We start from the raw sequence: 22,459 nt of genomic DNA on the forward strand, positions 1-22,459 counted from the left end.
CCCACTACTTCTTGCTTTTCGTAGTTGAATCAGGAGATTTACTTGATTCAGCTAAATATTTTCCTGCATCTTTAAAGAAACTTATCAAAATAAGAATCATAATAATGCCAATCGGAAATGCCGAAATGATACTGATACTCTGAATGTTATTCATCGAACTTTCCGAAAACACTAACGCAATCGGCAGTACAATCAATAGTAAACACCATAATAATTCAATCAGTTTATGCGGATGCTCATTTTCTCCAAGCTCCTTGTAACTATAACAAGCTGCCGTATATGCAATCGAATCAAATGAAGTCGCATAAAATGCAATCATACATAACACTGTGATTACTAAAATCACCTTTGCCAGCGGCATTGTATCTATAATATTCAAAATGAGTCCGTAAAGATCTCCATCTTTCGCATATTGGGAAATAAAATCTGCTTTTCCACTCACTTGAAGCCCAAGCCCATAATTTCCAAGTACGACAAAACTAATAATTGTTGATCCAACACCAAACACATATCCTCCAAGAATCGTTTGTTTAATCGTTCTGCCACGTGAAATGTTACCAATAAAGAATGGAGCTGCGACTGCCCAAACCATCCAATAGGCCCAATAATAAATCGTCCAATCTTGCGGGAAATTACTGGTGCGTTCCGGATCCGTAAATGTGCTTAACTCTATAAAATGCTGTAACATCTTTCCAAAGCTTTGGAAACCATTTTCAATGATAAATTTCCCCTGACCACCGATTAGCAACACGATCAATAATAAGCCAAAGAAAAGATAAATACACAGCTTCGCCAAAAAACTAATTCCTTTAAACCCATGCAAAACTGCATAGGTATATACTGCACAGGTAACCAGTAAAATAATAATTGTAACGACTGTTCGGCTAAGAGTGATACCAAATAATTTTACAATAATTGCTGCCAAAAGCGGTGTTGCAACACTAAATGTCGTTGCGGTTCCGGCAAGCAGTGCAAATAATGCAAATAAGTCAATCACACGTCCCAACACACCATCCGCATGTTTCCCAATAACTGGTCGACATGCTTCCGAATATCTCTGACGATTTCTTTTTCTCACGTGTAACATAAAACCGAATACAACTGCAAGTACCAGATAAAATGCCCACGGAATAAAGCTCCAATGAAACAGTGGAAAAACGCCGGCCCATTCTGCCACGGAGCCAAGTTCTTCCATATGCGGATTAGTTGCGTACATTACCCATTCCGCAAATGAATAGAACAAAATGTCTGCTGCAAGTCCACAAGTAAACATCATGCTTCCCCATACAAAAAATGGATATTTCGGCTTCTCATTTGGCTCACCTAATACGACATTCCCATACTTTGAAAAAGCTAAATAAACAGAAACCAGCAAAACTGCCAAACCAATTACTAAATAATAAATCCCGACTGTATCACCGAAAAAAAATCGCACCTTACTTATAATGTTATTGGACTCATTTGGAAATACAAATAATACACCCGCTAATAACATAATGCTAATAAAAGGAGCTAACGTGATGAGCCAGTCTATTCTTTTGCGATCTAATTTATTCATCGATTTTTCCTCCATGTATCAGCTTTTGTAGCTGATAGTCATACTCAAACTGTTTTCCCTGTATTTCAAACTTAACTCCGGTCACCAGTCCATTCTCATCCTTTGCCGGAACGAGGTGGTAGATTTCCTCTTCTTTTATTTGAAGTTCATCAGAAATTTTCTTTAAGATTTCAGAACCGGAATTTGTTTTATAGTTCTCATCAAACTCCCTTAATTCATCTAAAGAATCAAATTCATAAATTTCATCTTGATTATATTTTCTGGTTTTCATCGAGAGTTCTTCGATATGTTCAATATAAATATCTTCCCATAATTTATTCCTGGTTTTCGGTTTGTTATACTCGGCTTCTAAGATTTCAAGAAAACGTTTGCTAAACGGCTCTGCCCAGAAGGTATGTCCCATCATATACCAGGAATCTCTGCCTCCGACTTTAACTGAAGTAATCCTTCCGGTTTCATCTTCTGTGACGCACCACTCATTTGTCTTCCCATCGGCATAAAGTACCGAATAATAACTGCCTTCCACTTCCGATTCAAATGGATTTTCAGGGAAATAATTATCTGCACTGCACACGTAAGTATTCCCAATCCATTCTCTTGCCGAATAAATCGAACCATTATTATTTCTGGTTGCATACTCTGGATTTTCGATAAGTGTCACCTGACACTTTTCTTTTAAGTATTCAAATTTTTCTTTTTTATATCCCGTAACAATTGCAATATCATGGATTCCGGCCTCTTTTAACTGGCGAATCTGCCGTTCGATCAGCACCTCACCTTTGACTGTAATCAGCGCTTTTGGTTTTTCATAAGAAAGAGGGGCAAACCGACTGGACAATCCTGCTGCCATAATAACTGCATTTTCTACTTTATAAGCCATTTTCCAGTTCTTCCTTTACATATTTATAATATTCTTTTGCGTATCGGTACTGTCTTAAGGAATACTCGCCAAATTCAACACCTTCATGGTATTTTACTTCGCACCAGTTACTCCACAACAGACCACAGACTGCAACGTAACAGTAAATCTTTAATCGTTTTTCTTTTTTGCATCCTTCTGTGTAATATGCATCAATCAAATCATCTGCCTGTTCTTTCCCGTACATGGAATAAATGATAAACATCGCAAGATCCACATCTGTATCCTGCATCCCCGCATATTCCCAGTCAATTAATGCGATTCTGTCTTTGGTCATTAAAAAGTTATCCGGAACAGAATCAATATGACACAGTGAAATCTGCTTTTCCTGCTTATCAATATAGTTTTTTAATTCATATACATGCGCTTTGGTTTGCTTGTAATCACGATAGCAGGACGGAATTCCCTTCCACAATTTTTCATAAAACTCCAGCCGTTCAAAAACATCAAAGGTGTGTTCCACCTTTACCCCACTTTCATGAAACTTACGGAGCACCGCCATACATGCTTTTACATCCTCCGGGTTTCCAGAATCACAGCATCTTGCATCTTCGATAAATTCTGTCAGTTTGTAACCATTTTCCGGATTGATATATCGAATCGAATCACAGATACCAAGCGGTTTGATTACCTGATAAACTTCGTATTCCTGCTTTCGGTTAATCAGCATTTCTGTTCCCTCACCCGGAATCCTCATGATAAACCGTTTGCCTCTGCACTTGAACATAAAAGAACGATTTGTCATGCCTTTCTTTAGAACTTCAATCTCTTCTAATTCATTCGGCTCACATGCCAAAATTTCAGAAATCAAATGAATCACATCTGAGTCTAACTGTTTTGACGTGTCATCGAGTTCCCTTAACTGCTCATAAGTATTAATTTCATAAACACTTCTTGACGGCACGATTTTCGCTGATACATACATTTTACCTTTTTTCATTAGAGCGCTTTCCCAGAATACGTTTTCATAAGCTTTTTTCTTACACATTTCTTTTATCTGGCTCTGAAGTTCTTCTGCTTCTTCTTCAAGGATGTAAGCAATGCCTACCATTGCATTTCCGCTTTTTTCTGCATCTACCGAAACCAGCTCTAATTTTCGATTGACTCTGACATCACTTTCGTCATCCACCAAATCTGTCACCATGTACCAGGAATACAGCTCTCTTTTGGAAAATGGATTTTTTTCACACCAGACATCACACGGAATAATATATGTATTTGAAATCCTGTCTTTTGCAAGTGCCAGAGAATGAAGATTATTGTACTGCGCATATTCACGATTGACAATTAGGTTTACCTGAAACTCATCAATCAGATATTCATACTGCTCTTTCATAAACCCGACAATAATATCAATCTGAAAAATTCCGGCTTCATGAAGCTGGCGAATCAGGCGCTCAATCAACGGTTCTCCATTAACCTCGATTAACCCCTTTGGCACTTCCCGATTCATCGGCATCATTCGGATTCCATAACCTGCTGCCAAAATAATTGCATTTTTCGGAGCTTTCTTTTCAAACTCCGCTTCTGCTTTTTCTGTTAATTGATATTCTTTGGTAAGATACTCTTTCTGAATCAATTCATTTAAGGACTGATTAACCTTTCCAAGAGAATATCCTGTCTTTTCCGTTAAAATTCTCTGATTTTCATAACCGCTTTCTGCGATTTCGTTCATAATATCATATTCTTGTATATTCATGTAATCCACCTTTTTAATTTTCGTGAACATTTTAGTATTATATTACTCCCAATTCTTACCTTTGTCAAGAAAAAAACACCCTGCTTTTTAAGCAAGGTGCTTTTTTAAAGCAAGGTGTCTTTATTCTTTAACAGCTCTGAAATTAATTTTTCATCTTCTTTGGTCAGTTTTACATTAGAAACCAGCTTTTTCCCTTCCGGTGTCTGCACCTTCAGTTCCAAAATCGTTCCTTCTCTTAATTCCTCTCTTCCAACTGCCTCAAAAAACTTTCGAAGATTCGGATGCCGCCTCTCTACTCCGGCAATTGTCGCTTTTATCTGCATTAACTTTACTGGATTCATTGCCATAATCATATTCCTCCAAATGCCTTTTTCAGGTGAATTTGATTATAAGCCGATACCCGATTTCCGTCAAGTCAATGCGAAACTTTATCACTATTTATACATCTTCATATAATCTCCATGTGCATCAATTAACTCATCGCACATTTTTACAATATCATCAATGCAAAGTTCTCCTGCGGTATGAGGGTCAAGCATCGCAGCCTGATAGATGTATTCTTTCTTTTTCGTTGCTGCTGCTTCAATGGTAAGCAGCTGTACATTGATATTTGTCATATTCATTGCAGCCAGCTGTACCGGAAGTCTTCCGACTCTGCATGGGTTGACTCCATTTCCGTCAATCATACACGGTACTTCTACACAGGCATCTACCGGAAGATTTTCAATCATGCCTTTATTAATTACGTTTCCACCAATTTTATACGGCTGATTGGTTACAACTGCTTCCATAATATGAGATGCATACTCTCTGCTTCGCTCATGGGTAATCTTTCCGTCTTTTAAGATATTGTTTTTCTCTTCTTCCCATTCTGCGATCTGCTTGATGCATCGTCTTGGATATTCATCTAACGGAATATTGTATTTTTCAATTAGTTCCGGATATTTTGCCTTGATAAAGAATGGATTGTATTCTGCATTGTGCTCACTTGATTCCGTACAATAATAACCCAAACGTTTAATATACTCAAAACGTACCATATCATCATGTTTTTCTGTTGCATTTTTCTCGGCTGCTCTTTTTCTGATTTCCGGATATAAATCATTTCCATCTTTATCACGGATGTCTAACAGCCAACCCATGTGATTAATACCGGCAATTGTTTCTACGCGTCCTTCTAATTTATCTTCCATGCCAAGCTTCGTCAATAAATCTTTTGAGCACACCTGAACGCTATGGCAAAGACCTACGGTTTTTACACCAGTATATCTCTGCATATAACCGGATAAAATCCCCATTGGATTTGTATAATTTAAAAATAATGCATCTGGGCATACCTCTTCGATATCATTTGCAAATTCCTGCATCACCGGAATTGTACGCAGACCTCTCATAATTCCGCCAATTCCAAGGCTGTCCGCAATTGTCTGTCTTAAACCATATTTTTTCGGAATTTCAAAGTCCGTAATAGTACAAGGGTCATATCCTCCCACCTGAATCGCATTAACCACAAAATCTGCTCCTCTAAGTGCTTCTTTTCGATTTTCCACACCGAGATATGTTTTAATCTGTGCACGGCCCTCATTTACATTTTTGTTGATTGCATTTAAAATAATCTCTGAATCTTCCAGACGTTTTGCATCAATATCATATAATGCAATTTCACTTTCACAGAGTGCTTCACTACACATGCAGTCTCCTAATACATTTCTTGCAAAAACAGTGCTTCCTGCTCCCATAAACGTTATTTTTGCCATTTTTCATCCTCCTTGATTTTATCATAATCCGTTGTCTTTTTATGATTCTTATTATATAATCAAAGAAAAGGACTTTCTATCTGATTTGTTTCTCAAAACTTGTAAAAATGTTGTAAAATGGAGGATTTTATTTATGAACCAGCCTCTGTCTGGAATTCCATCTATTTATTTTTGTGGTCACGAACACTGCCAGCCCGGACACTCTTTCGGTCCTGCCGTACGTCCCCATTATTTGATTCATGTTGTGCTTTCCGGAAAAGGTATTTTTAAACATCAAGGACATACGTATTCTCTCAAATCCGGAGACTCCTTTCTAATCAAACCAATGGACTCTACCTACTATGAAGCCGACCAAACCAATCCCTGGGAATATGCATGGATTGGCTTTAATGGACAGGAAATCCCTGCCCTTTTAAACCAGACCTGTTTTCAGGACTCCTGTATTTTTATTTGTCCTCCTGATTCTGAACGAAAGTTGAATCTGCGCACTCTGATGCATTCTATCTTAAATACTTTCTCTTCAGCCAACTATAATCCTTTTACTCTGACAGGGTTGTTTCTTGAACTTCTTGGTTTGATGACTGGTCCGTCTGTTGTAGAAGGAAACTCTTATTCCACTCAATATGTAAAACGCGCAATGGATTATATGAAAAATAATTACGGCTACAACATCCGTATTCAGGACATTGCAGCCGCTATTGAAATTGATCGGACTTATCTCTATCGTCTTTTTATGGAACAGCAGAAAATTTCTCCGAAACAATATCTGCTTCAATTAAGAATCCACATTGCATCTGATATGCTTTCTTCTTCAGACTACAGCATTACAGAAATTGCTTATTCCTGTGGCTTTAAAGATGCTGCCGCTTTTAGCAATCAGTTTAAAAAAATGACCGGATATACTCCAAGAAAGTTTCGCGAATATCTAAACCTTGAAAAAACAATCTACCGGAAACATTAGATAATTCCAAAATGTACCAGTGCGTTATAAATTCCATCTTCCTTAATATCTGTTGTCTTATAACTGCAGTAAGGAAGAATGCTCTCCATGGAATTTCCCATTGCCACACTGTTTTTTACTGCCTTTAACATATCAAGGTCATTGGTGCTGTCGCCAATTGCAATACAGTCATCGATATTTGCCCCAAGATATTCGCAGACTTTCTGGATTCCTGTTGCCTTGCTGTGACCTTTCTGTGCCATCTCCCACATATCTTCCCCACGGTCAATACAATAATAATTTGCTTCAAAAAATGGCATAATGATATCTTTCTTATTGATATCCTCATCTGTGAATTTAATCAGGCATTTATCAAATACTTCATCCTTATCTTCTAATATCACTTCAACCGATTTACCATTCGTTCTAAGCATTTTTTTTGCCCGTTCCATAAACGGATTCGAATAGCTGTAATCAAAATAAATTCCCTTGTCTCCTTCGTAAAAAGCATTTACTTTATTTTTTCGAAGAACAGCTACCGTTTCAATGCATTTTTCTTTCGGAATCACAGAGGAATAGATTTTCTTTCCATCAAAATAAATATGCGTTCCACATCCGCAGACATAACCATTAAATTCCAAATCAAAAATCGGCTGGGTAATTCCGCTAAAAGTACGTCCTGTATTAATAAAGACCAGATGCCCGTTTTCTTTTGCTTTTTTAATTGCCTCTTTCGTGCTTTCCGGAATCACTCCTGTATCTTCCGGAATAATTGTTCCATCTATATCAAAGAAAATTAATTTTCTATTCACCTTTGTTCTCCTCTCTTTATCTTTCTCTTCTGTTTTTTTACTCTAACATGATTTTGAGGATTTCGCAATCTCACTTTTTCTGTGATATTTTTCCTTTTTTCTCAATATATTAGGTAACAACAATGCATTTAGGATTTTTTATGTTACATAGAAATTTTATTTTAAAGTATCTTGCACTTTTTTTATTGCTTACTGCTTCTTTTGCATTTGGAAATTTTTTAAGCTTTGCCATCCACTATTATTCTGCACAGGAAACCATTTCCAATGCCGTCAGCAACTGGGGGCTAAGCTTTCAGGAAGAAGGAAAACGTCCTGTCGGAAATGCCTCTATCGAGGAATTACAGCAATATGACGCCTACTATGCACAAGACACCGATGAAAAAAATATTTATCTCACTTTTGACTGCGGATATGAAAATGGCAATACTGAAATTATTTTAGACGCCTTAAAAAAACACAATGCCCCTGCAACCTTTTTTGTCGTTGGAAATTTTCTCTCTACAAGTCCTGAAATTGTCAAACGCATGATTTCCGACGGACATATCGTAGGCAATCATTCTTATCACCATCCGGATATGTCTCAGATTTCTTCCATTGATTCCTTCTCAAAAGAATTACAGGAACTTTCTGATTTATACAAAGAGACTACCGGACAGGAAATGAAAAAATATTATCGCCCTCCTCAAGGCAAATACAGCGAAACCAACTTAAAAATGGCAAAAGATTTAGGTTATAAAACCTTCTTCTGGAGTCTTGCTTATGTAGACTGGTACCAGGATAACCAGCCCTCAAAAGAAGAAGCCTTCGACAAACTGCTTAACCGGATTCACCCCGGCGCAATTGTACTGCTCCACAGCACTTCCTCAACCAATGCTCAAATTCTAGATGAATTGCTTGGCAAATGGGAAGAAATGGGGTATCAGTTTCGGTCGCTGGATTATCTGGTTGAGCAGAATGAGAAGAATGAAGCATAGCACATAAAAAGAATCCTATGAAATAAAAAAGTCCGGGGACAAGATTTCTGTCCCCGAACTAGCCAATATTTTTAAAATACAATTTCTACTATTCTATGGCTTCAAAAATAATTTCTACTGTTTCGGTAAAAGAAACAGGCATGCAATTAATCACAGTTTCTCCATCAGCATTTTATTAACAGACGCCGGATTTGCCTTGCCTTTCATCTGTTTCATAACCTGTCCGACTAAGAATCCAAGCACTTTTGTTTTTCCGCTATGATATTCTTCTACAGTTTTCGGGTTATCTGCAAGTACTTTATCGACAACAGATTCAAGCATACCGGTATCTTCTACGGTCTTTAATCCATTTGCTTCTACATAAGCCTTCGGTTCTACATCTTCATCAAAAATCTTTTCAAAGACTTTCTTTGCATTCTGGTTATTGACTTCTCCTTTTTCAGCCATAAGAATCAAATCGGCAAGATGTTTTGGAGTAAAGCGCAGTTCTTCTGCTTCCATTGCTCTGTCTTTTAACAGACGCAGAGTTTCACCGATAAACCAGTTTGCTGTCTTTTTCGGATTCTGGCTTTCTTTTACGGTTTCTTCAAATAAATCGGCAAGATGTTTGGACTGGGTTAAAAGTGAAGCATCGTAAGCGGAAAGTCCATACTCTTTTTCATAACGTGCAGATTTTGCTTCCTGAAGTTCCGGCTGGCTGTCTTTGATACGTTTTATCCATTCATCACTGATAAAGACCGGCGGTAAATCAGGGTCTGGGAAGTAACGGTAGTCTTTTGCATCTTCTTTGGAACGCATTGCATAGGAATATTCCTTATTGTCATCCCATCTTCTGGTCTCCTGCTGAACCGCTTTTCCTTCTTCAATGAGTTCAATCTGACGTTCTCTTTCTCCTTCAATCGCACGGGCAATCGCTTTAAAAGAGTTTAGGTTTTTCATCTCCGTTCTTGTTCCAAAAGTTTCTGTGCCAACTTCACGTACGGATAAGTTGACATCTGCACGCATCGAACCTTCCTGTAATTTACAGTCAGACACACCGAGGTACTGACAAATCATTCTCAATTTTTCCAGATAGGCAATCACTTCTTCTGCATTTCTCATATCCGGTTCCGATACGATTTCTACAAGCGGAACCCCGCTTCGGTTATAGTCTACTAAGGAGCAGTCTTCCCATTCATCATGGATTAATTTACCTGCGTCTTCTTCCATGTGCATTTCATGAATACGGATTCTCTTTGTTCCTGCATTGGTCTGGATTTCCAGAAATCCATCATGGCAGATTGGCAGATATAACTGGGAAATCTGATAATTCTGTGGGTTATCCGGATAGAAATAGTTCTTTCGGTCAAATTTACAGTTCTGATTAACCTCACAGTTTGCTGCAAGTCCAAGTGTAAGTGCATATTCTACTACTTGTTTGTTTAAGACCGGAAGAGACCCCGGCATACCGGTGCAGACCGGACAGGTATGTGTATTTGGTGCGCCTCCGAATTTCGTAGAGCATCCGCAGAAGATTTTGGTCGCTGTGGCAAGCTCTACATGAACTTCAAGTCCAATGACTGTTTCATATTGTTTTGCCATCTATTTTCCCTCCTTCTGATATGCCATAGGAAATACTCCACGGATTTTTTCATAAGCATAAGCTGCCTGTATAATTTTCTTTTCTTTAAAGCAGTCTCCGATAAACTGAAGACCAACCGGCATTCCATTTCTGTCTTTTCCCGCCGGAACACTGATTGCCGGAAGACCTGCGAGATTTACCCCTGCGGTGTAGACATCACTTAAATACATTTTAAGCGGGTCTTGTAAACTGCTTCCTACCTTCGGTGCGGTAGACGGTGCTGCCGGTGCCAGAATCATATCATATTTTGCAAATGCATCATCAAATGCTTTTTTAATCATGGCTTTTACTTTTAATGCTTTCAAATAATACGCATCATAGTAGCCGGAACTTAATACGAAAGAACCAAGTAAAATTCTTCGTTTGACTTCTTCTCCAAATCCCTGTGCACGACTCTTTTTATACATATCATGAAGTCCTTCAAATTCCTCTGCGCGATAACCGTATTTTACGCCATCAAAACGCGCCAGGTTGGAACTTGCCTCAGCGGAAGCAATGATATAATAAGCCGGAATCACATAGTCAACGAGTCCAAGTGAAAATTCTTCAACAACTGCTCCGTTTGCCCTCATCAGTTCTACGGTTTCCTGAAGTGTTTTTTTCACATCTTCATCGAGTCCCTCCGAAAGATACTCGGCAGGAATACCGACACGAACCCCTTTTAAATCTCCATTTAACGCTTCTGTAAAATTCAAATCATTTCTTTCAATCGAAGTGCTGTCTTTTTTATCGTATCCGGAAATTGCCTCTAATAAAGCCGTACAGTCTGACACATTTTTTGCAACCGGTCCAATCTGATCAAGTGAAGAGGCATACGCAATCAATCCATAACGAGAAACCGTTCCATAAGTCGGCTTCATCCCGACCACACCACAGTAAGAAGATGGCTGACGAATCGAACCACCGGTATCCGAACCAAGTGCCAGGAAAGCCTCTCCTGCGGCCACTGCGGCACATGAACCCCCGGAAGATCCACCCGGTACCTTTGTCTGATCCCATGGATTTGTGGTAATTCCAAATGCAGATGTCTCACTGGTACTTCCCATGGCAAATTCATCCATGTTTGTCTTTCCAAGAATAATCATTCCGGCCTCTTCTAATTTTTTCACGGCTTCTGCATCATAAGGCGGAACAAAATTTCCAAGAATTTTTGATGCACAAGTTGTCTTTCTGCCTTTTGTGCAAATATTATCTTTAACTGCAATCGGAACACCTGCGAGCGGTCCGCTATATTTTCCGGAAGCAATTCCTGCTTCTACTTCTTTTACTCTTTGATATACTTTTTCTTCATCTGTCTCAAGAAATGCATGTACCGTGTCTTCTGAGTTTTTTATCTGTTTGAGTGACACCTTTACAGCTTCTTCCACACCTGCTTCTCCTTTTTTTATCGCAGTGGAAAGTTCAAGAGCACTTAAATCTTTCAAATCCATACCCTTTCCTCCTACTGTACCGTCTTCGGCACTTGATACTGTCCGTCTTTGCATTTTGGTGCATTGTCAAGCATTGCATCCCTGTCATCTCCATTGGTTACTACATCTTCACGAAATACATTTCCCATAGAAAATGTGTGGGACAGAGGTTCAATTCCATCGGTATCCAACTCATTTAACTTATCAACATAATCCAGCATTTCCTGCATTTTTTCTTTTGCTTTTTTCCGCTCTTCTTCCGTAAGGGCAAGTTTTGCAAGAATTTCTACATTTTCCATTACTGTATCATCAATTATCTGCTTTGCCATGGCTGTTTCTCCTTTCTTACGGCTCCAAACGTTTCATATCTCTTGGGAACAGGCATGCTTCTCTTACGTTGTCCTCTCCTAAAAGCTGCATTGTCAGTCGCTCCAGTCCGATTCCAAGTCCACCATGAGGCGGCATGCCATATTTGAAGGTATCTAAGTACTGTTCCATTCCCTCCTGGCTCATGCCTCTCTTTTCGATTTTTTCTACCAGCATGTTATAATCATGAATACGCTGACCTCCGGTTGTGATCTCAAGTCCTTTAAATAAGAGGTCAAAGCTTAAGGTATATCTGTCATCTTCCGGGTCATCCATTGCATACATCGGTCTCTTCTTTGACGGATAATGGGTGACAAATACAAAATCGGCATCATATTCTTCTTTAAAATATTTACCGATTAACTCTTCTTCTTCTGGTTCTAAGTCAAATGGATTGCGAATTTTTCTGTTATATTTTTCAGATACCAGACGTTTTGCTTCATCAAAGCGGACATATGGAATTTTTTCCACGTTTGGAAGTGTGATTCCAAGCATCTTTAATTCCTTTGCATAATCTTTCTTTAATAATTCTATCGTATATTGCAAAAATCCGGTTTCCATTTCACAGATATCAAGGAAACTGTCAATGTATCCCATCTCAAAATCAAGACTGGTATATTCATTTAAATGACGTCTGGTGTTGTGTTTCTCTGCTCGAAAAACCGGGCCGGTTTCAAAGACGCGGTCAAACACGCCAACCATCATCTGTTTATAAAACTGGGGACTCTGTGCCAGCACCGCCGGTGTATGGAAATAACTTAACTTAAACATATTGGAACCACCTTCTGCGCCTTTTGCCCCAACCTTTGGAGTGTGAATCTCCGTAAAGCCTTGTGCATAAAGATACTCACGAAATCCTCTGCAGATTGCCTCCTGAATTTTAAATCTCGCTCTTTCTTTTAAGTTTCTAAGAGAAACCGAACGCATATCCAGTTTCGTTTCAAGTGAGGTATTTAATTTCCATTTATCAATCGCAAGTGGAAGCGGAGCAGTCGGCTGTGATAAAATGGTAATTTGTTCCAGACGGACTTCTTTTCCGTGCGGAGCTCTTTCTTCATCTTTTACGACTCCTTTTACACTGACACAGGCAGCTTCTTTTAATTCAGAGATATCCAGATTTGTCTTATTTTCTTCCCATACAGTCTGAATGAGACCATCTCTTTTTCTTAAGATGACAAATGCAATCTCACCCATATTTCGGATGCTGTGAATTGCACCTTCTACGATAACTTCTGTTCCTTCTTCCTGTATGATAACTTCTGGCAGTTCCATTGTCTCTTTTTCTTTTACACCTGTAACAAATTCCATATCACATTTCTCCTTTATCGCGTTTTTAAAAACAGACATCCCGGGGCATCCAGACCCCGGGACGCAAATCACGCGTTCTCACGCCTGTTATTACATCTTTGTAATTCGCTCTACTGCTTTTATTGTATTTTCATGACTTCCGAATGCTGATAAACGGAAGTATCCTTCTCCATGAGCACCAAATCCACTTCCCGGAGTACCAACTACATTTGCTTCATGAAGTAACTTATCAAAGAACTCCCATGAAGTCATTTTATCCGGTGTCTTTAACCAGATATAAGGGGCATTCACACCGCCGGATACAGAATATCCTGCATTTTTTAAGCCTTCATAAATAACTTTTGCATTCTGCATATAATAAGCAACCTGCTCTTTTAACTGAGCTTTTCCGGCATCTGAATAAACGGCTTCACCGGCTCTTTGTACAATGTACGGAGCACCGTTATATTTTGTTCCGTGACGTCTTGCCCATAAAGAATGAAGCTGTACATCACCGCATTTTAAATCTTTCGGAACTACGGTATATCCAAGACGAACGCCTGTAAATCCGGCATTTTTTGAGAAACTGTGAAGTTCAATTGCACACTCTCTTGCACCTTCACATTCATAAATGCTGTGTGGAATTTCTTCCTCTGTAATATATGCTTCATACGCTGCATCATAGATGATAACTGCACCGATACGTTTTGCATAATCTACCCATTCCTGAAGCTGTGCTTTGGTAATTGTGGCACCGGTCGGGTTATTTGGGAAACATAGGTAAATGATATCCGGATTCTCTTTTGGGAACTCCGGCACAAAATCATTTTCTTCCAGACACGGCATATAAATCATGCCATCAAAGTTCTGAGTATTTGGATTATATTCCCCACTTCTTCCCGCCATAACGTTGGTGTCTACATAAACCGGATAAACCGGATCGCATACTGCAATTTTATTATCCAGACCAAAGATTTCCTGAATATTACCGGAATCACATTTTGCACCGTCAGATACAAAGATTTCATCTGCTGCAATAGCACAGCCTCGGTCTTTATAATCATTTTTTGCAATAGCACTTCTTAAAAATTCATAACCAAGATCCGGTGCATAACCATGAAAGGTTTCTGCATTTGCCATCTCATCTACTGCTTTATGCAAAGCTTCAATAATTGCCGGTGCAAGCGGCTGTGTCACATCTCCGATTCCAAGGCGAAGAATTTCTGCTTCCGGATTTTCACTTTGATACGCATTAATCTTTTTTGCAATATTTGAAAAAAGATAACTTCCCGGCAGTTTTAAATAATTTTCATTAATTGTAAACATATCACATTTCTCCTTTTTGCTTATATTTGTCTTTATGCTTATACTTCATCATAGATTAAAGTCAATATCATCTGTGCAGTCTCGACCATACTGGTTGCACTGTCCATACTGCACTTTTGTATATATCTGTAAGCTTCTTCCTCTGTCAAATGGTTTCTGTCCATCAGAAGCCGCTTTGCATTCTGAATATAATTCTGCTCCCTCTCACTTCTTGGTTTTGGTTTCTTTTTCTGTTTCTTTAAACGACGCTGAATCTGCATCATCTGCATTTCCACGGTGTTAACCAGTTCATGAACCCGAATCGGCATTGTGACTGCCATGATTCCTGACTGTGCGGAACTTACCACATTTGCTGAACCAATTAAAAGAATTTCATAAAAACTCGGGAGCATGTCTGCGAGCTCGGTGTAATACATATCCGGAAGTTTATATCCGCTGATTACAAGCCCTCCGGACTGTTTATTCATTTCCATAAGAGCAGAGGCACCTGTAGCGCATGATATGATATTATCAAATCCATGCTGCATCAGTATTTTCTTGATTTTTTTCGCATCTTCGATTTTTGGTAATACAATAATGATGCTGCTCATGTACTGCCTCCTGCTCTTTATTTTTTACACACGGTACAGATACTGTTCAAGTTCCCACTCAGATACCTGCTCCATGTATTCTAACCATTCTTCTTTTTTTGCTTTCAGATAATATTTTGTAAAATCTTTTCCCAATACCTCTTTGACCAATTCATCTGCATGAAACTCATTTAAGGCATCGTTTAAATTCTCAGGCAGGGAATCGATTCCCATTTCTTCTTTTTCTTTTTTGTTTAATTTCCTTATGCTTCGTTTTAATTCCGGTGAGAGTTCCATCTGTTTCTCAATTCCGTCAAGACCTGCTTCCAGACAAAGCGCCAGTACCAGATATGGATTAGAAGATGCATCCGGACTCCTGAGTTCTAATCTGGTTCCATCTTCTACATTTTGCGGAACACGGATCAGTGCAGTTCTCTGTCTCGAAGACCAGGTAATATCAGACGGTGCCTCAAATCCCGGTGCCAGACGTTTATAAGAGTTAACCAATGGATTGCAAATTGCGGTCATGCCTTTGATGTGAGCAAAAATACCAGCCATAAACTGATACGCTTCTTTACTTAATCCAAGTTCATCATTTTTATCGGTGAATACATTTTTTCCATCTTTCATCAGCATCATATTGACATGCATCCCTGAACCATTGACTCCGGCTCTCGGCTTCGGCATGAATGTCGCATGCAGTCCGTGACGTTTTGCAATGGTACGAACCGCTGTCTTAAAGGTCATGACCTTATCGGCTGTTTCCATTGCCTCAGAATATTCAAAATCAATCTCATGCTGTCCCGGTGCAATTTCATGATGAGAAGATTCAATATCATATCCCATTTCTTCTAATGTTAATACCATATCTCTTCTTGCATTCTCACCTAAATCAATCGGACTCAAATCCATATACCCGGCTTTTTCATGAGTTGTTGTTGTCGGCATTCCATTATCATCGGTATGGAATAAGAAAAATTCGCACTCCGGATTGACCATCAAGGTATAACCTTTTGCTTTCGCTTTTTCTAATGCTTTCTTTAAAATATATCTTGGACTTTCTATATAAGGAGTGCCGTCTTCGTTGTAAATATCGCACACAAATCTGGCAACTTTTCCCTGCTGTGGACGCCACGGTAAAATGGAAAACGTAGATAAATCCGGATATAAATACATGTCATATTCTTCATCACGGACAAATCCTTCAATAGAAGAAACGTCGATCACACATTTATTATCCATCGCTTTCTCCAGTTTACTGTAAGGAATTGCAATATTTTTCAGGCATCCGAACATATCTGTAAACTGAAGACGGATAAACTCGACATCTTCCTCTTCTGCCATCTGCAATATGGCTTCCTTCGTGTAATTTTCCATGCATAATCTCCTCTCTCTTACGAGTTGTTTTTTTATTCAATCAACAAAAAAGGCGCTCTTATTTAGAGAGTTTTACCCTCCAAATAAGAACGCCTTTGTTCTTTCATTTATGTTTGGTATTATAGCAATCTCGATTTTTCTTGTCAATAGAAAAAGACCATCTTTTTTTAGATGGTCTTTTTTTTTAACTTTTTTACTCTTCCGAGGTATCCTGAAGTGCCAGATAACCTTCTTCTCCGGTACGAATCTTCACTACATTTTCAATATCATATACGAAGACTTTACCGTCACCAATCTGTCCGGTATGAAGCACTGCTTTTGCAGCTTCCACTACTTTTTCGACCGGTACTAAGCTCACAACGATTTCAATTTTTACTTTCGGAAGCAGATTCATATCCATTTCAACACCACGATAGTAAGCGGTTGCACCTTTCTGTACACCACAGCCTAATACGTTTGTGATGGTAACACCTGTTACACCGATTTCATTCATTGCCTGCATAAATTCATCGAGTTTATTTCTACGTGTGATAATAACCACTTTTGTCAGTTTATGTACATCGGTACCAACTTTCGGCTCTTTCACCAGTTCTGCCGGAGCCTGAGTTGCAGCCGGAGATTCTACCGGTCCTCTCTTTGTTCCCATTACGTTTGGAACATTTCCACCGCCCATGTTATCGGTTGTAACAAAGTCTGCATAACTGCTTGCAAGACCATGCTCTCTGATATCCAGACCTGCGATTTCTTCATCGGCAGATACACGAAGACCTACGGTATGTTTTAATACGTTAAAAATGATAACCATTGTTACAACAACCCATGCAACGGTTGCGATAAATCCGATAAACTGAACTTCTAATAATTTAAATCCACCGCCTGTAAAAAGTCCTTTCCACTCTGTACCTGTTCCATCAGAGAAAAGACCTACACAAAGTGTTCCAAGTGCACCACACATTCCGTGTACACCGACAGCACCCACCGGGTCATCAATTTTACATACTTTGTCGATAAACTCAATACCAAATACAACTACAAATCCGGCTAAGATACCGATAATTGCAGCAGATGTCGGAGATACGGTATCACAACTTGCGGTGATTCCTACCAGACCAGCCAGGGAACCGTTTAAGGACATAGATACATCTGGTTTTTTGTATCTTACCCATGTGATTGCAAGTACGGTTAAAGTTGCAACTGCAGCTGCAAGGTTTGTTGTTACGAAAATTTTACCTGCGGTTACAATTGCATCGCCTTCCATGGAAACGGTAGATGCACCGTTAAATCCAAACCAGCAGAACCATAAGATAAATACACCAAGTGCACCGATTGTCAGGTTATGTCCCGGGATTGCTTTTGATTTTCCACTCTTTGAATATTTTCCAATACGAGGTCCTAAGATTTTTGCACCAACTAAGGCAGCAACTCCACCGACCATATGAACGGCGCAGGAACCGGCGAAATCATGAAATCCCATCTGTGATAACCAGCCGCCGCCCCAAATCCAGTGACCGGATACCGGGTAAACAACTAAACTGATTAAGAAACTGTAGATGCAGTAAGAAGAGAATTTTGTTCTCTCAGCCATAGCACCGGAAACAATTGTTGCAGATGTTGCACAGAATACTGTCTGAAAAATCAGAAATGCCCAAAACGGAACTCCATCCGGAAGCATTGCTGTTCCATAATTACTTTCTGAAGCGATACCGGAAATCGAACCAAAAAAGCCATTTCCTGCACCAAACATAATTCCGAAACCAACCAGCCAGAAGACCGGTGTTCCGATACAAAAGTCCATTAAGTTTTTCATAATAATGTTACCAGCGTTTTTTGCGCGGGTAAAACCGGTTTCTACCATAGCGAAACCAGCCTGCATAAAGAATACTAATGCGGCGCCAAGAAGCACCCATATCGTATTTACTGCTGAATAATCCATATTAATTTCCCCTTTCCTCAAGCTCACATTTTTCTAAATTTTATTTATACAACATTTTTCTAAAATACAAAAAGGTGCGCACTTTGCTCTCACAAAATACGCACCGTCGCATAAAGAAAAATGTGATGATACCAGGGTCGAAGGTCAAAAGTCGTTCGTGCTTGCACGATAACACTTTTGACTTTACGACCCGCACAAACATGAGAAAGTAGCAATTTACAAAGTAAATTAGCGGATTTCGAATGTTTGCAGAATTGCGTGAGCTGTTTACAGCGAAGCAATTCGTGGGTATCGAAATGTGATATATGTAATCGGAAAATGCCTTACATTTCCGCAATTACTGTTTTTTGTCCTCGGTATGTCCTGTAATATCCATCGGATACTTTCCATCAAGACACGCCCTGCAGATTGGCAGTTCTCCTACCATTGACTGCAAATCTTCTAATTTCATATAACCAAGTGACTCGGCACCGATTATCTCTCTGATTTCATCTGCTGTGTGGGAAGACGCAATAAGTTGTTTGTTGGATGGAATGTCCGTTCCAAAGTAGCAAGGATACAGGAACGGCGGAGAACTCACACGTACATGAACGCTTACTGCTCCCGCTTTTTTGAGCATTCGAATCAGATTTGCCATTGTTGTTCCACGGACAATAGAGTCATCAACTAAAATAATTCGTTTTCCACGGACAACCGGCTCTAATACATTCAGCTTCAAGCGTACACTGGATTCACGTTCTTTTTGTGTCGGTTTAATAAACGTTCTTCCCACATAGCTGTTTTTATAAAAGGCTATTCCGAACGGGATTCCGGAAGCTTCTGAATAGCCCTTCGCTGCGGGAATACCTGAGTCCGGAACTCCCACAACCAAATCCGCATCGACAGGATAAGCTGCCGCAAGTGCGGCACCTGCACGAATACGGGCATCGTAAATGTTAATACCATCTATTGTACTGTCAAGCCTTGCAAAATAAATATACTCAAAAATGCAATGTGCTCTTTTTTCCTGACAAAGCTGACAGTTTGAAGTGATTCCGTCCTTGGTAATCGTTACGATTTCGCCCGGACGGATATCACGGATAAATTCTGCGCCGATTGCAGAAAGGGCGCAGCTTTCAGAGGCAATCATATAACTTCCATCGCGTTTTCCGAGACAAAGTGGTTTTAAGCCAAGAGGGTCTCTGACGCCAATGAGTTTACGCGGACTGGCAATTACCAATCCATAAGCGCCACGAATTTTTTTTGCTGTATGAAGAATTGCTTCTTCTACATTGTGGGCATTTACCCTTTCTCTTGCAATGAAATAGGCTATGAGCTCTGAATCAGTTGTTGTATGGAAAATTGCACCGGTTCGTTCCAGCTCTGAGCGAAGCTCTGCCGTATTTACCAGGTTTCCATTGTGAGCCAGCGCAAGTGTTCCCTTAATATAATTCAATACCAGAGGCTGTGCATTATTAATATTTGCAGCTCCGGTTGTGGAGTAGCGCACATGACCAACTCCAAGATTTCCGTGAAGATTATTTAAAGTTTCTTCTTTAAATACTTCATTCACAAGTCCCATACCCTTATGTGCATTCATGTTGCCTTTTGGTCCCATGGTATCACAGACTGCAATACCACAGGATTCCTGACCTCTATGCTGAAGTGAACTCAGTCCATAGTAGATAGATGGGGCAACATCTCCGCCATCCGGATTAAAAATTCCAAATACACCACATTCTTCTTTTATTTCACATTCTGGTAAGAATTCCATGACTCCCTCTCCTTAGACATAAAATAACATCTGGTCATAAGTTGGATAAGGCAGTTCTTCGTCTGGAATCTTTTCCTCAGCTGCATTTGCAACATCTTTCATCTCATCCATTAAAGTTAATACATCTTTATGGAAGGATTCTGCTGCTTTCTGCATATCTTCTTCTGCTGCCGCATCTGCTTTTTCTGTTACAGCTTTTAATTCTGCTACTTTTGCAGATAAGGTATTAGAAGCTTCTGTTAATTCTTTTACAATAGATTCTTCGGCTGTTGTTGCCAGACCTTCGATTAATGCTTTCTTTTCATTTGCATTGACTGCAACTTCTGCTGCATATCCGTTTACTGCCGGAATAAAGTCTTTTGTCAGCATTTCCTGTAATGTCTTAGATTCAATATTGATAGTCTTTACATAGTTCTCAAGTAAAATTTCATAACGAGAATAAATTTCTTCTTTTGTAAATACACTATGTTTTGTAAATAATTCAATGTTTTTATCAGCGATAAACTGTGGAAGTGCATCCGGAGTAGAAACCAGATTGTAAAGTCCTCTCTCCTCTGCTTCTTTAATCCACTCGTCTGTATAACCATTTCCATTGAAGATTACTTTTTTATGTTTTCTGATTGCACGTTTGATTAATTCATGCACTGCTGTTTCCATATCTTCCGGTGCTGTTCCTTCCAATTCTTTGTAGAACTGTGCCAGAGCCTCAGCAACTGCTGTATTTAATACAACATTCGGACTTGCAACAGATGCAGAAGAACCAAGCATACGGAATTCAAATTTATTTCCGGTAAATGCAAATGGTGATGTACGGTTTCTATCTGTTGTATCCTTTGTAAAATGAGGAAGTACATGAGCACCGATATCCATTTGAATGGTTTTATGTGCATTGAAGAATTTATCTTCTTCGATTGATTTTAAAATTTCCGTCAGTTCATCTCCGATGAAGATAGAAACAATTGCCGGCGGTGCTTCATTTGCACCAAGACGATGGTCGTTTCCGGCTCCGGAAGCAGATACACGCATTAAATCAGCATATTCATCGACAGCTTTGATAACTGCTACTAAGAATACTAAGAACTGAATGTTTTCTGCCGGTGTTTTTCCCGGGTCTAATAAGTTTACTCCTGTATTGGTAGAAACAGACCAGTTGTTATGTTTTCCACTTCCGTTGATTCCATCAAATGGTTTTTCATGAAGCAGGCAGACAAGGTCATGTTTTTCTGCAACTTTCTTCATAATTTCCATTGTCAGCTGATTGTGGTCAACCGCTACGTTTGTGGTATCAAATACCGGTGCCAGCTCATGCTGTGCCGGAGCAACTTCATTATGTTTTGTTTTTGCAGGAATACCAAGTTTCCATAACTCTTCATCCAAATCATGCATGTAGGCTGCAACTCTTGGTTTTAATGCGCCAAAGTAATGGTCTTCCATTTCCTGTCCTTTTGGTGCGGAAGCCCCGAATAAAGTTCTTCCGGTAAAAATCAGATCACGGCGTTTTGCATATAATTCTTTTGGAATTAAGAAATATTCCTGTTCCGGACCCACGGTTGTTGTAACACTTGTTACTTCTGTATTTCCTAATAAATTTAAAATCTTAACAGCTTCTTTGTTTAACGCTTCCATAGAACGAAGAAGCGGAGTTTTCTTATCCAGCGCCTCTCCACTCCAGGAACAAAATGCTGTCGGAATGTATAAGGTATTATCTTTAATGAAAGCCGGTGATGTTGGATCCCAGTTTGTATAACCCCTTGCTTCAAATGTAGCTCTTAAACCACCGGATGGAAAGCTGGAAGCATCAGGCTCACCTTTTACCAGTTCTTTTCCTGAAAATTCCATGATAACTTCGCCTTCTCCAACCGGAGTAATAAAGCTGTCATGTTTTTCAGCAGTAAATCCTGTCATTGGCTGGAACCAATGAGTGAAATGTGTTGCTCCGTTTTCTACTGCCCACTCTTTCATGGCAACAGCTACGGAATTTGCAACATCCAGTTCCAGATGAGTTCCATTTTCAATTGTTTTGCGAAGAGCTTTGTAAACATCCTTCGGTAATTTGTTACGCATTACCTTGTCACTGAAAACAAGGCTTCCATACAGTGTAGGAATATCTTTTGACATATTCACAGCACTCCTTTCCATTTTTCTTCATGTGATTGTTT

18 protein-coding genes are annotated in these 22,459 nt (G+C 39.4%); 2 read left to right on the forward strand and 16 right to left on the reverse strand.

Going from position 1 to position 22,459, the window contains the following annotated elements:
* Positions 1–4: 4 nt before the first annotated feature.
* From ACYQ2D_RS09520 to melA, 5 genes are all read right to left on the reverse strand, one after another.
* Positions 5–1,558, reverse strand: a complete 1,554-nt coding sequence (locus tag ACYQ2D_RS09520) for a BCCT family transporter (RefSeq protein WP_117457089.1) — start codon at positions 1,556–1,558, stop codon at positions 5–7.
* Positions 1,551–2,438, reverse strand: coding sequence for an NTP transferase domain-containing protein (locus tag ACYQ2D_RS09525; protein WP_117457088.1), 888 nt, complete (start codon positions 2,436–2,438; stop codon positions 1,551–1,553). The genes ACYQ2D_RS09520 and ACYQ2D_RS09525 overlap by 8 nt, the downstream gene beginning before the upstream one ends.
* Entirely contained in the window at positions 2,428–4,176 is a 1,749-nt protein-coding gene (locus ACYQ2D_RS09530; protein WP_459785253.1) for a phosphotransferase, read from the reverse strand. Before ACYQ2D_RS09530 ends, ACYQ2D_RS09525 begins: the two co-directional genes overlap by 11 nt.
* A 104-nt stretch (positions 4,177–4,280) precedes the next feature.
* Positions 4,281–4,523, reverse strand: coding sequence for a hypothetical protein (locus ACYQ2D_RS09535; RefSeq protein ID WP_459785254.1), 243 nt, complete (start codon positions 4,521–4,523; stop codon positions 4,281–4,283).
* Between the two features lie 87 nt (positions 4,524–4,610).
* Complete coding sequence (gene melA, locus ACYQ2D_RS09540) at positions 4,611–5,933, reverse strand: alpha-glucosidase/alpha-galactosidase (RefSeq protein ID WP_459785255.1); 1,323 nt, start codon at positions 5,931–5,933, stop codon at positions 4,611–4,613.
* Between the two features lie 133 nt (positions 5,934–6,066).
* Here melA and ACYQ2D_RS09545 point away from each other — a divergent pair, with 133 nt between their 5' ends.
* Entirely contained in the window at positions 6,067–6,894 is an 828-nt protein-coding gene (locus ACYQ2D_RS09545) for an AraC family transcriptional regulator (protein WP_459785256.1), read from the forward strand.
* On the opposite strand, the gene ACYQ2D_RS09550 is transcribed toward ACYQ2D_RS09545, so the two are convergent.
* A complete protein-coding gene (locus ACYQ2D_RS09550; protein ID WP_459785258.1) occupies positions 6,891–7,685 on the reverse strand; it encodes an HAD family hydrolase in 795 nt (264 codons plus the stop codon). The two genes, ACYQ2D_RS09545 and ACYQ2D_RS09550, sit on opposite strands and share 4 nt — an antisense overlap.
* A gap of 140 nt (positions 7,686–7,825) precedes the next feature.
* Between ACYQ2D_RS09550 and ACYQ2D_RS09555 the strand changes: the two genes are divergently transcribed.
* On the forward strand, positions 7,826–8,659 hold the full coding sequence (locus ACYQ2D_RS09555) for a delta-lactam-biosynthetic de-N-acetylase (protein ID WP_459785259.1): 834 nt from the start codon (positions 7,826–7,828) through the stop codon (positions 8,657–8,659).
* 150 nt (positions 8,660–8,809) lie between these two features.
* Here ACYQ2D_RS09555 and gatB read toward each other — a convergent pair whose 3' ends face one another.
* From gatB to ACYQ2D_RS09605, 10 genes are all read right to left on the reverse strand, one after another.
* Positions 8,810–10,240 carry an Asp-tRNA(Asn)/Glu-tRNA(Gln) amidotransferase subunit GatB gene (gene gatB / locus ACYQ2D_RS09560; protein WP_459785260.1) on the reverse strand — a complete coding sequence of 477 codons (1,431 nt, stop codon included), beginning with the start codon at positions 10,238–10,240 and terminating at the stop codon, positions 8,810–8,812.
* Entirely contained in the window at positions 10,241–11,710 is a 1,470-nt protein-coding gene (gene gatA, locus ACYQ2D_RS09565; protein ID WP_459785261.1) for an Asp-tRNA(Asn)/Glu-tRNA(Gln) amidotransferase subunit GatA, read from the reverse strand.
* A gap of 11 nt (positions 11,711–11,721) precedes the next feature.
* Positions 11,722–12,018 carry an Asp-tRNA(Asn)/Glu-tRNA(Gln) amidotransferase subunit GatC gene (gatC, locus tag ACYQ2D_RS09570; protein ID WP_022303376.1) on the reverse strand — a complete coding sequence of 99 codons (297 nt, stop codon included), beginning with the start codon at positions 12,016–12,018 and terminating at the stop codon, positions 11,722–11,724.
* A 16-nt stretch (positions 12,019–12,034) separates the two neighbouring features.
* The gene (aspS, locus tag ACYQ2D_RS09575) at positions 12,035–13,363 is read right to left on the reverse strand and encodes an aspartate--tRNA(Asn) ligase (protein WP_459785262.1); all 1,329 of its coding nucleotides are present in this window, start codon (positions 13,361–13,363) and stop codon (positions 12,035–12,037) included.
* Between the two features lie 90 nt (positions 13,364–13,453).
* Entirely contained in the window at positions 13,454–14,668 is a 1,215-nt protein-coding gene (locus ACYQ2D_RS09580; RefSeq protein WP_459785263.1) for an LL-diaminopimelate aminotransferase, read from the reverse strand.
* Positions 14,669–14,706: 38 nt separating this feature from the next.
* Positions 14,707–15,258, reverse strand: coding sequence for an ANTAR domain-containing response regulator (locus tag ACYQ2D_RS09585; RefSeq protein WP_459785264.1), 552 nt, complete (start codon positions 15,256–15,258; stop codon positions 14,707–14,709).
* Between the two features lie 24 nt (positions 15,259–15,282).
* Positions 15,283–16,614: a type I glutamate--ammonia ligase gene (gene glnA / locus ACYQ2D_RS09590; protein WP_459785265.1), complete on the reverse strand. Its 1,332-nt coding sequence runs from the start codon at positions 16,612–16,614 to the stop codon at positions 15,283–15,285.
* Positions 16,615–16,807: 193 nt separating this feature from the next.
* Positions 16,808–18,547, reverse strand: a complete 1,740-nt coding sequence (locus ACYQ2D_RS09595; RefSeq protein ID WP_187558758.1) for an ammonium transporter — start codon at positions 18,545–18,547, stop codon at positions 16,808–16,810.
* A gap of 337 nt (positions 18,548–18,884) precedes the next feature.
* Positions 18,885–20,300 carry an amidophosphoribosyltransferase gene (gene purF / locus ACYQ2D_RS09600; protein WP_022303382.1) on the reverse strand — a complete coding sequence of 472 codons (1,416 nt, stop codon included), beginning with the start codon at positions 20,298–20,300 and terminating at the stop codon, positions 18,885–18,887.
* Between the two features lie 12 nt (positions 20,301–20,312).
* Positions 20,313–22,418, reverse strand: coding sequence for a glutamine synthetase III family protein (locus ACYQ2D_RS09605; protein WP_459785266.1), 2,106 nt, complete (start codon positions 22,416–22,418; stop codon positions 20,313–20,315).
* Positions 22,419–22,459: the final 41 nt, after the last annotated feature.

The organism is Blautia stercoris, from assembly GCF_054657695.1.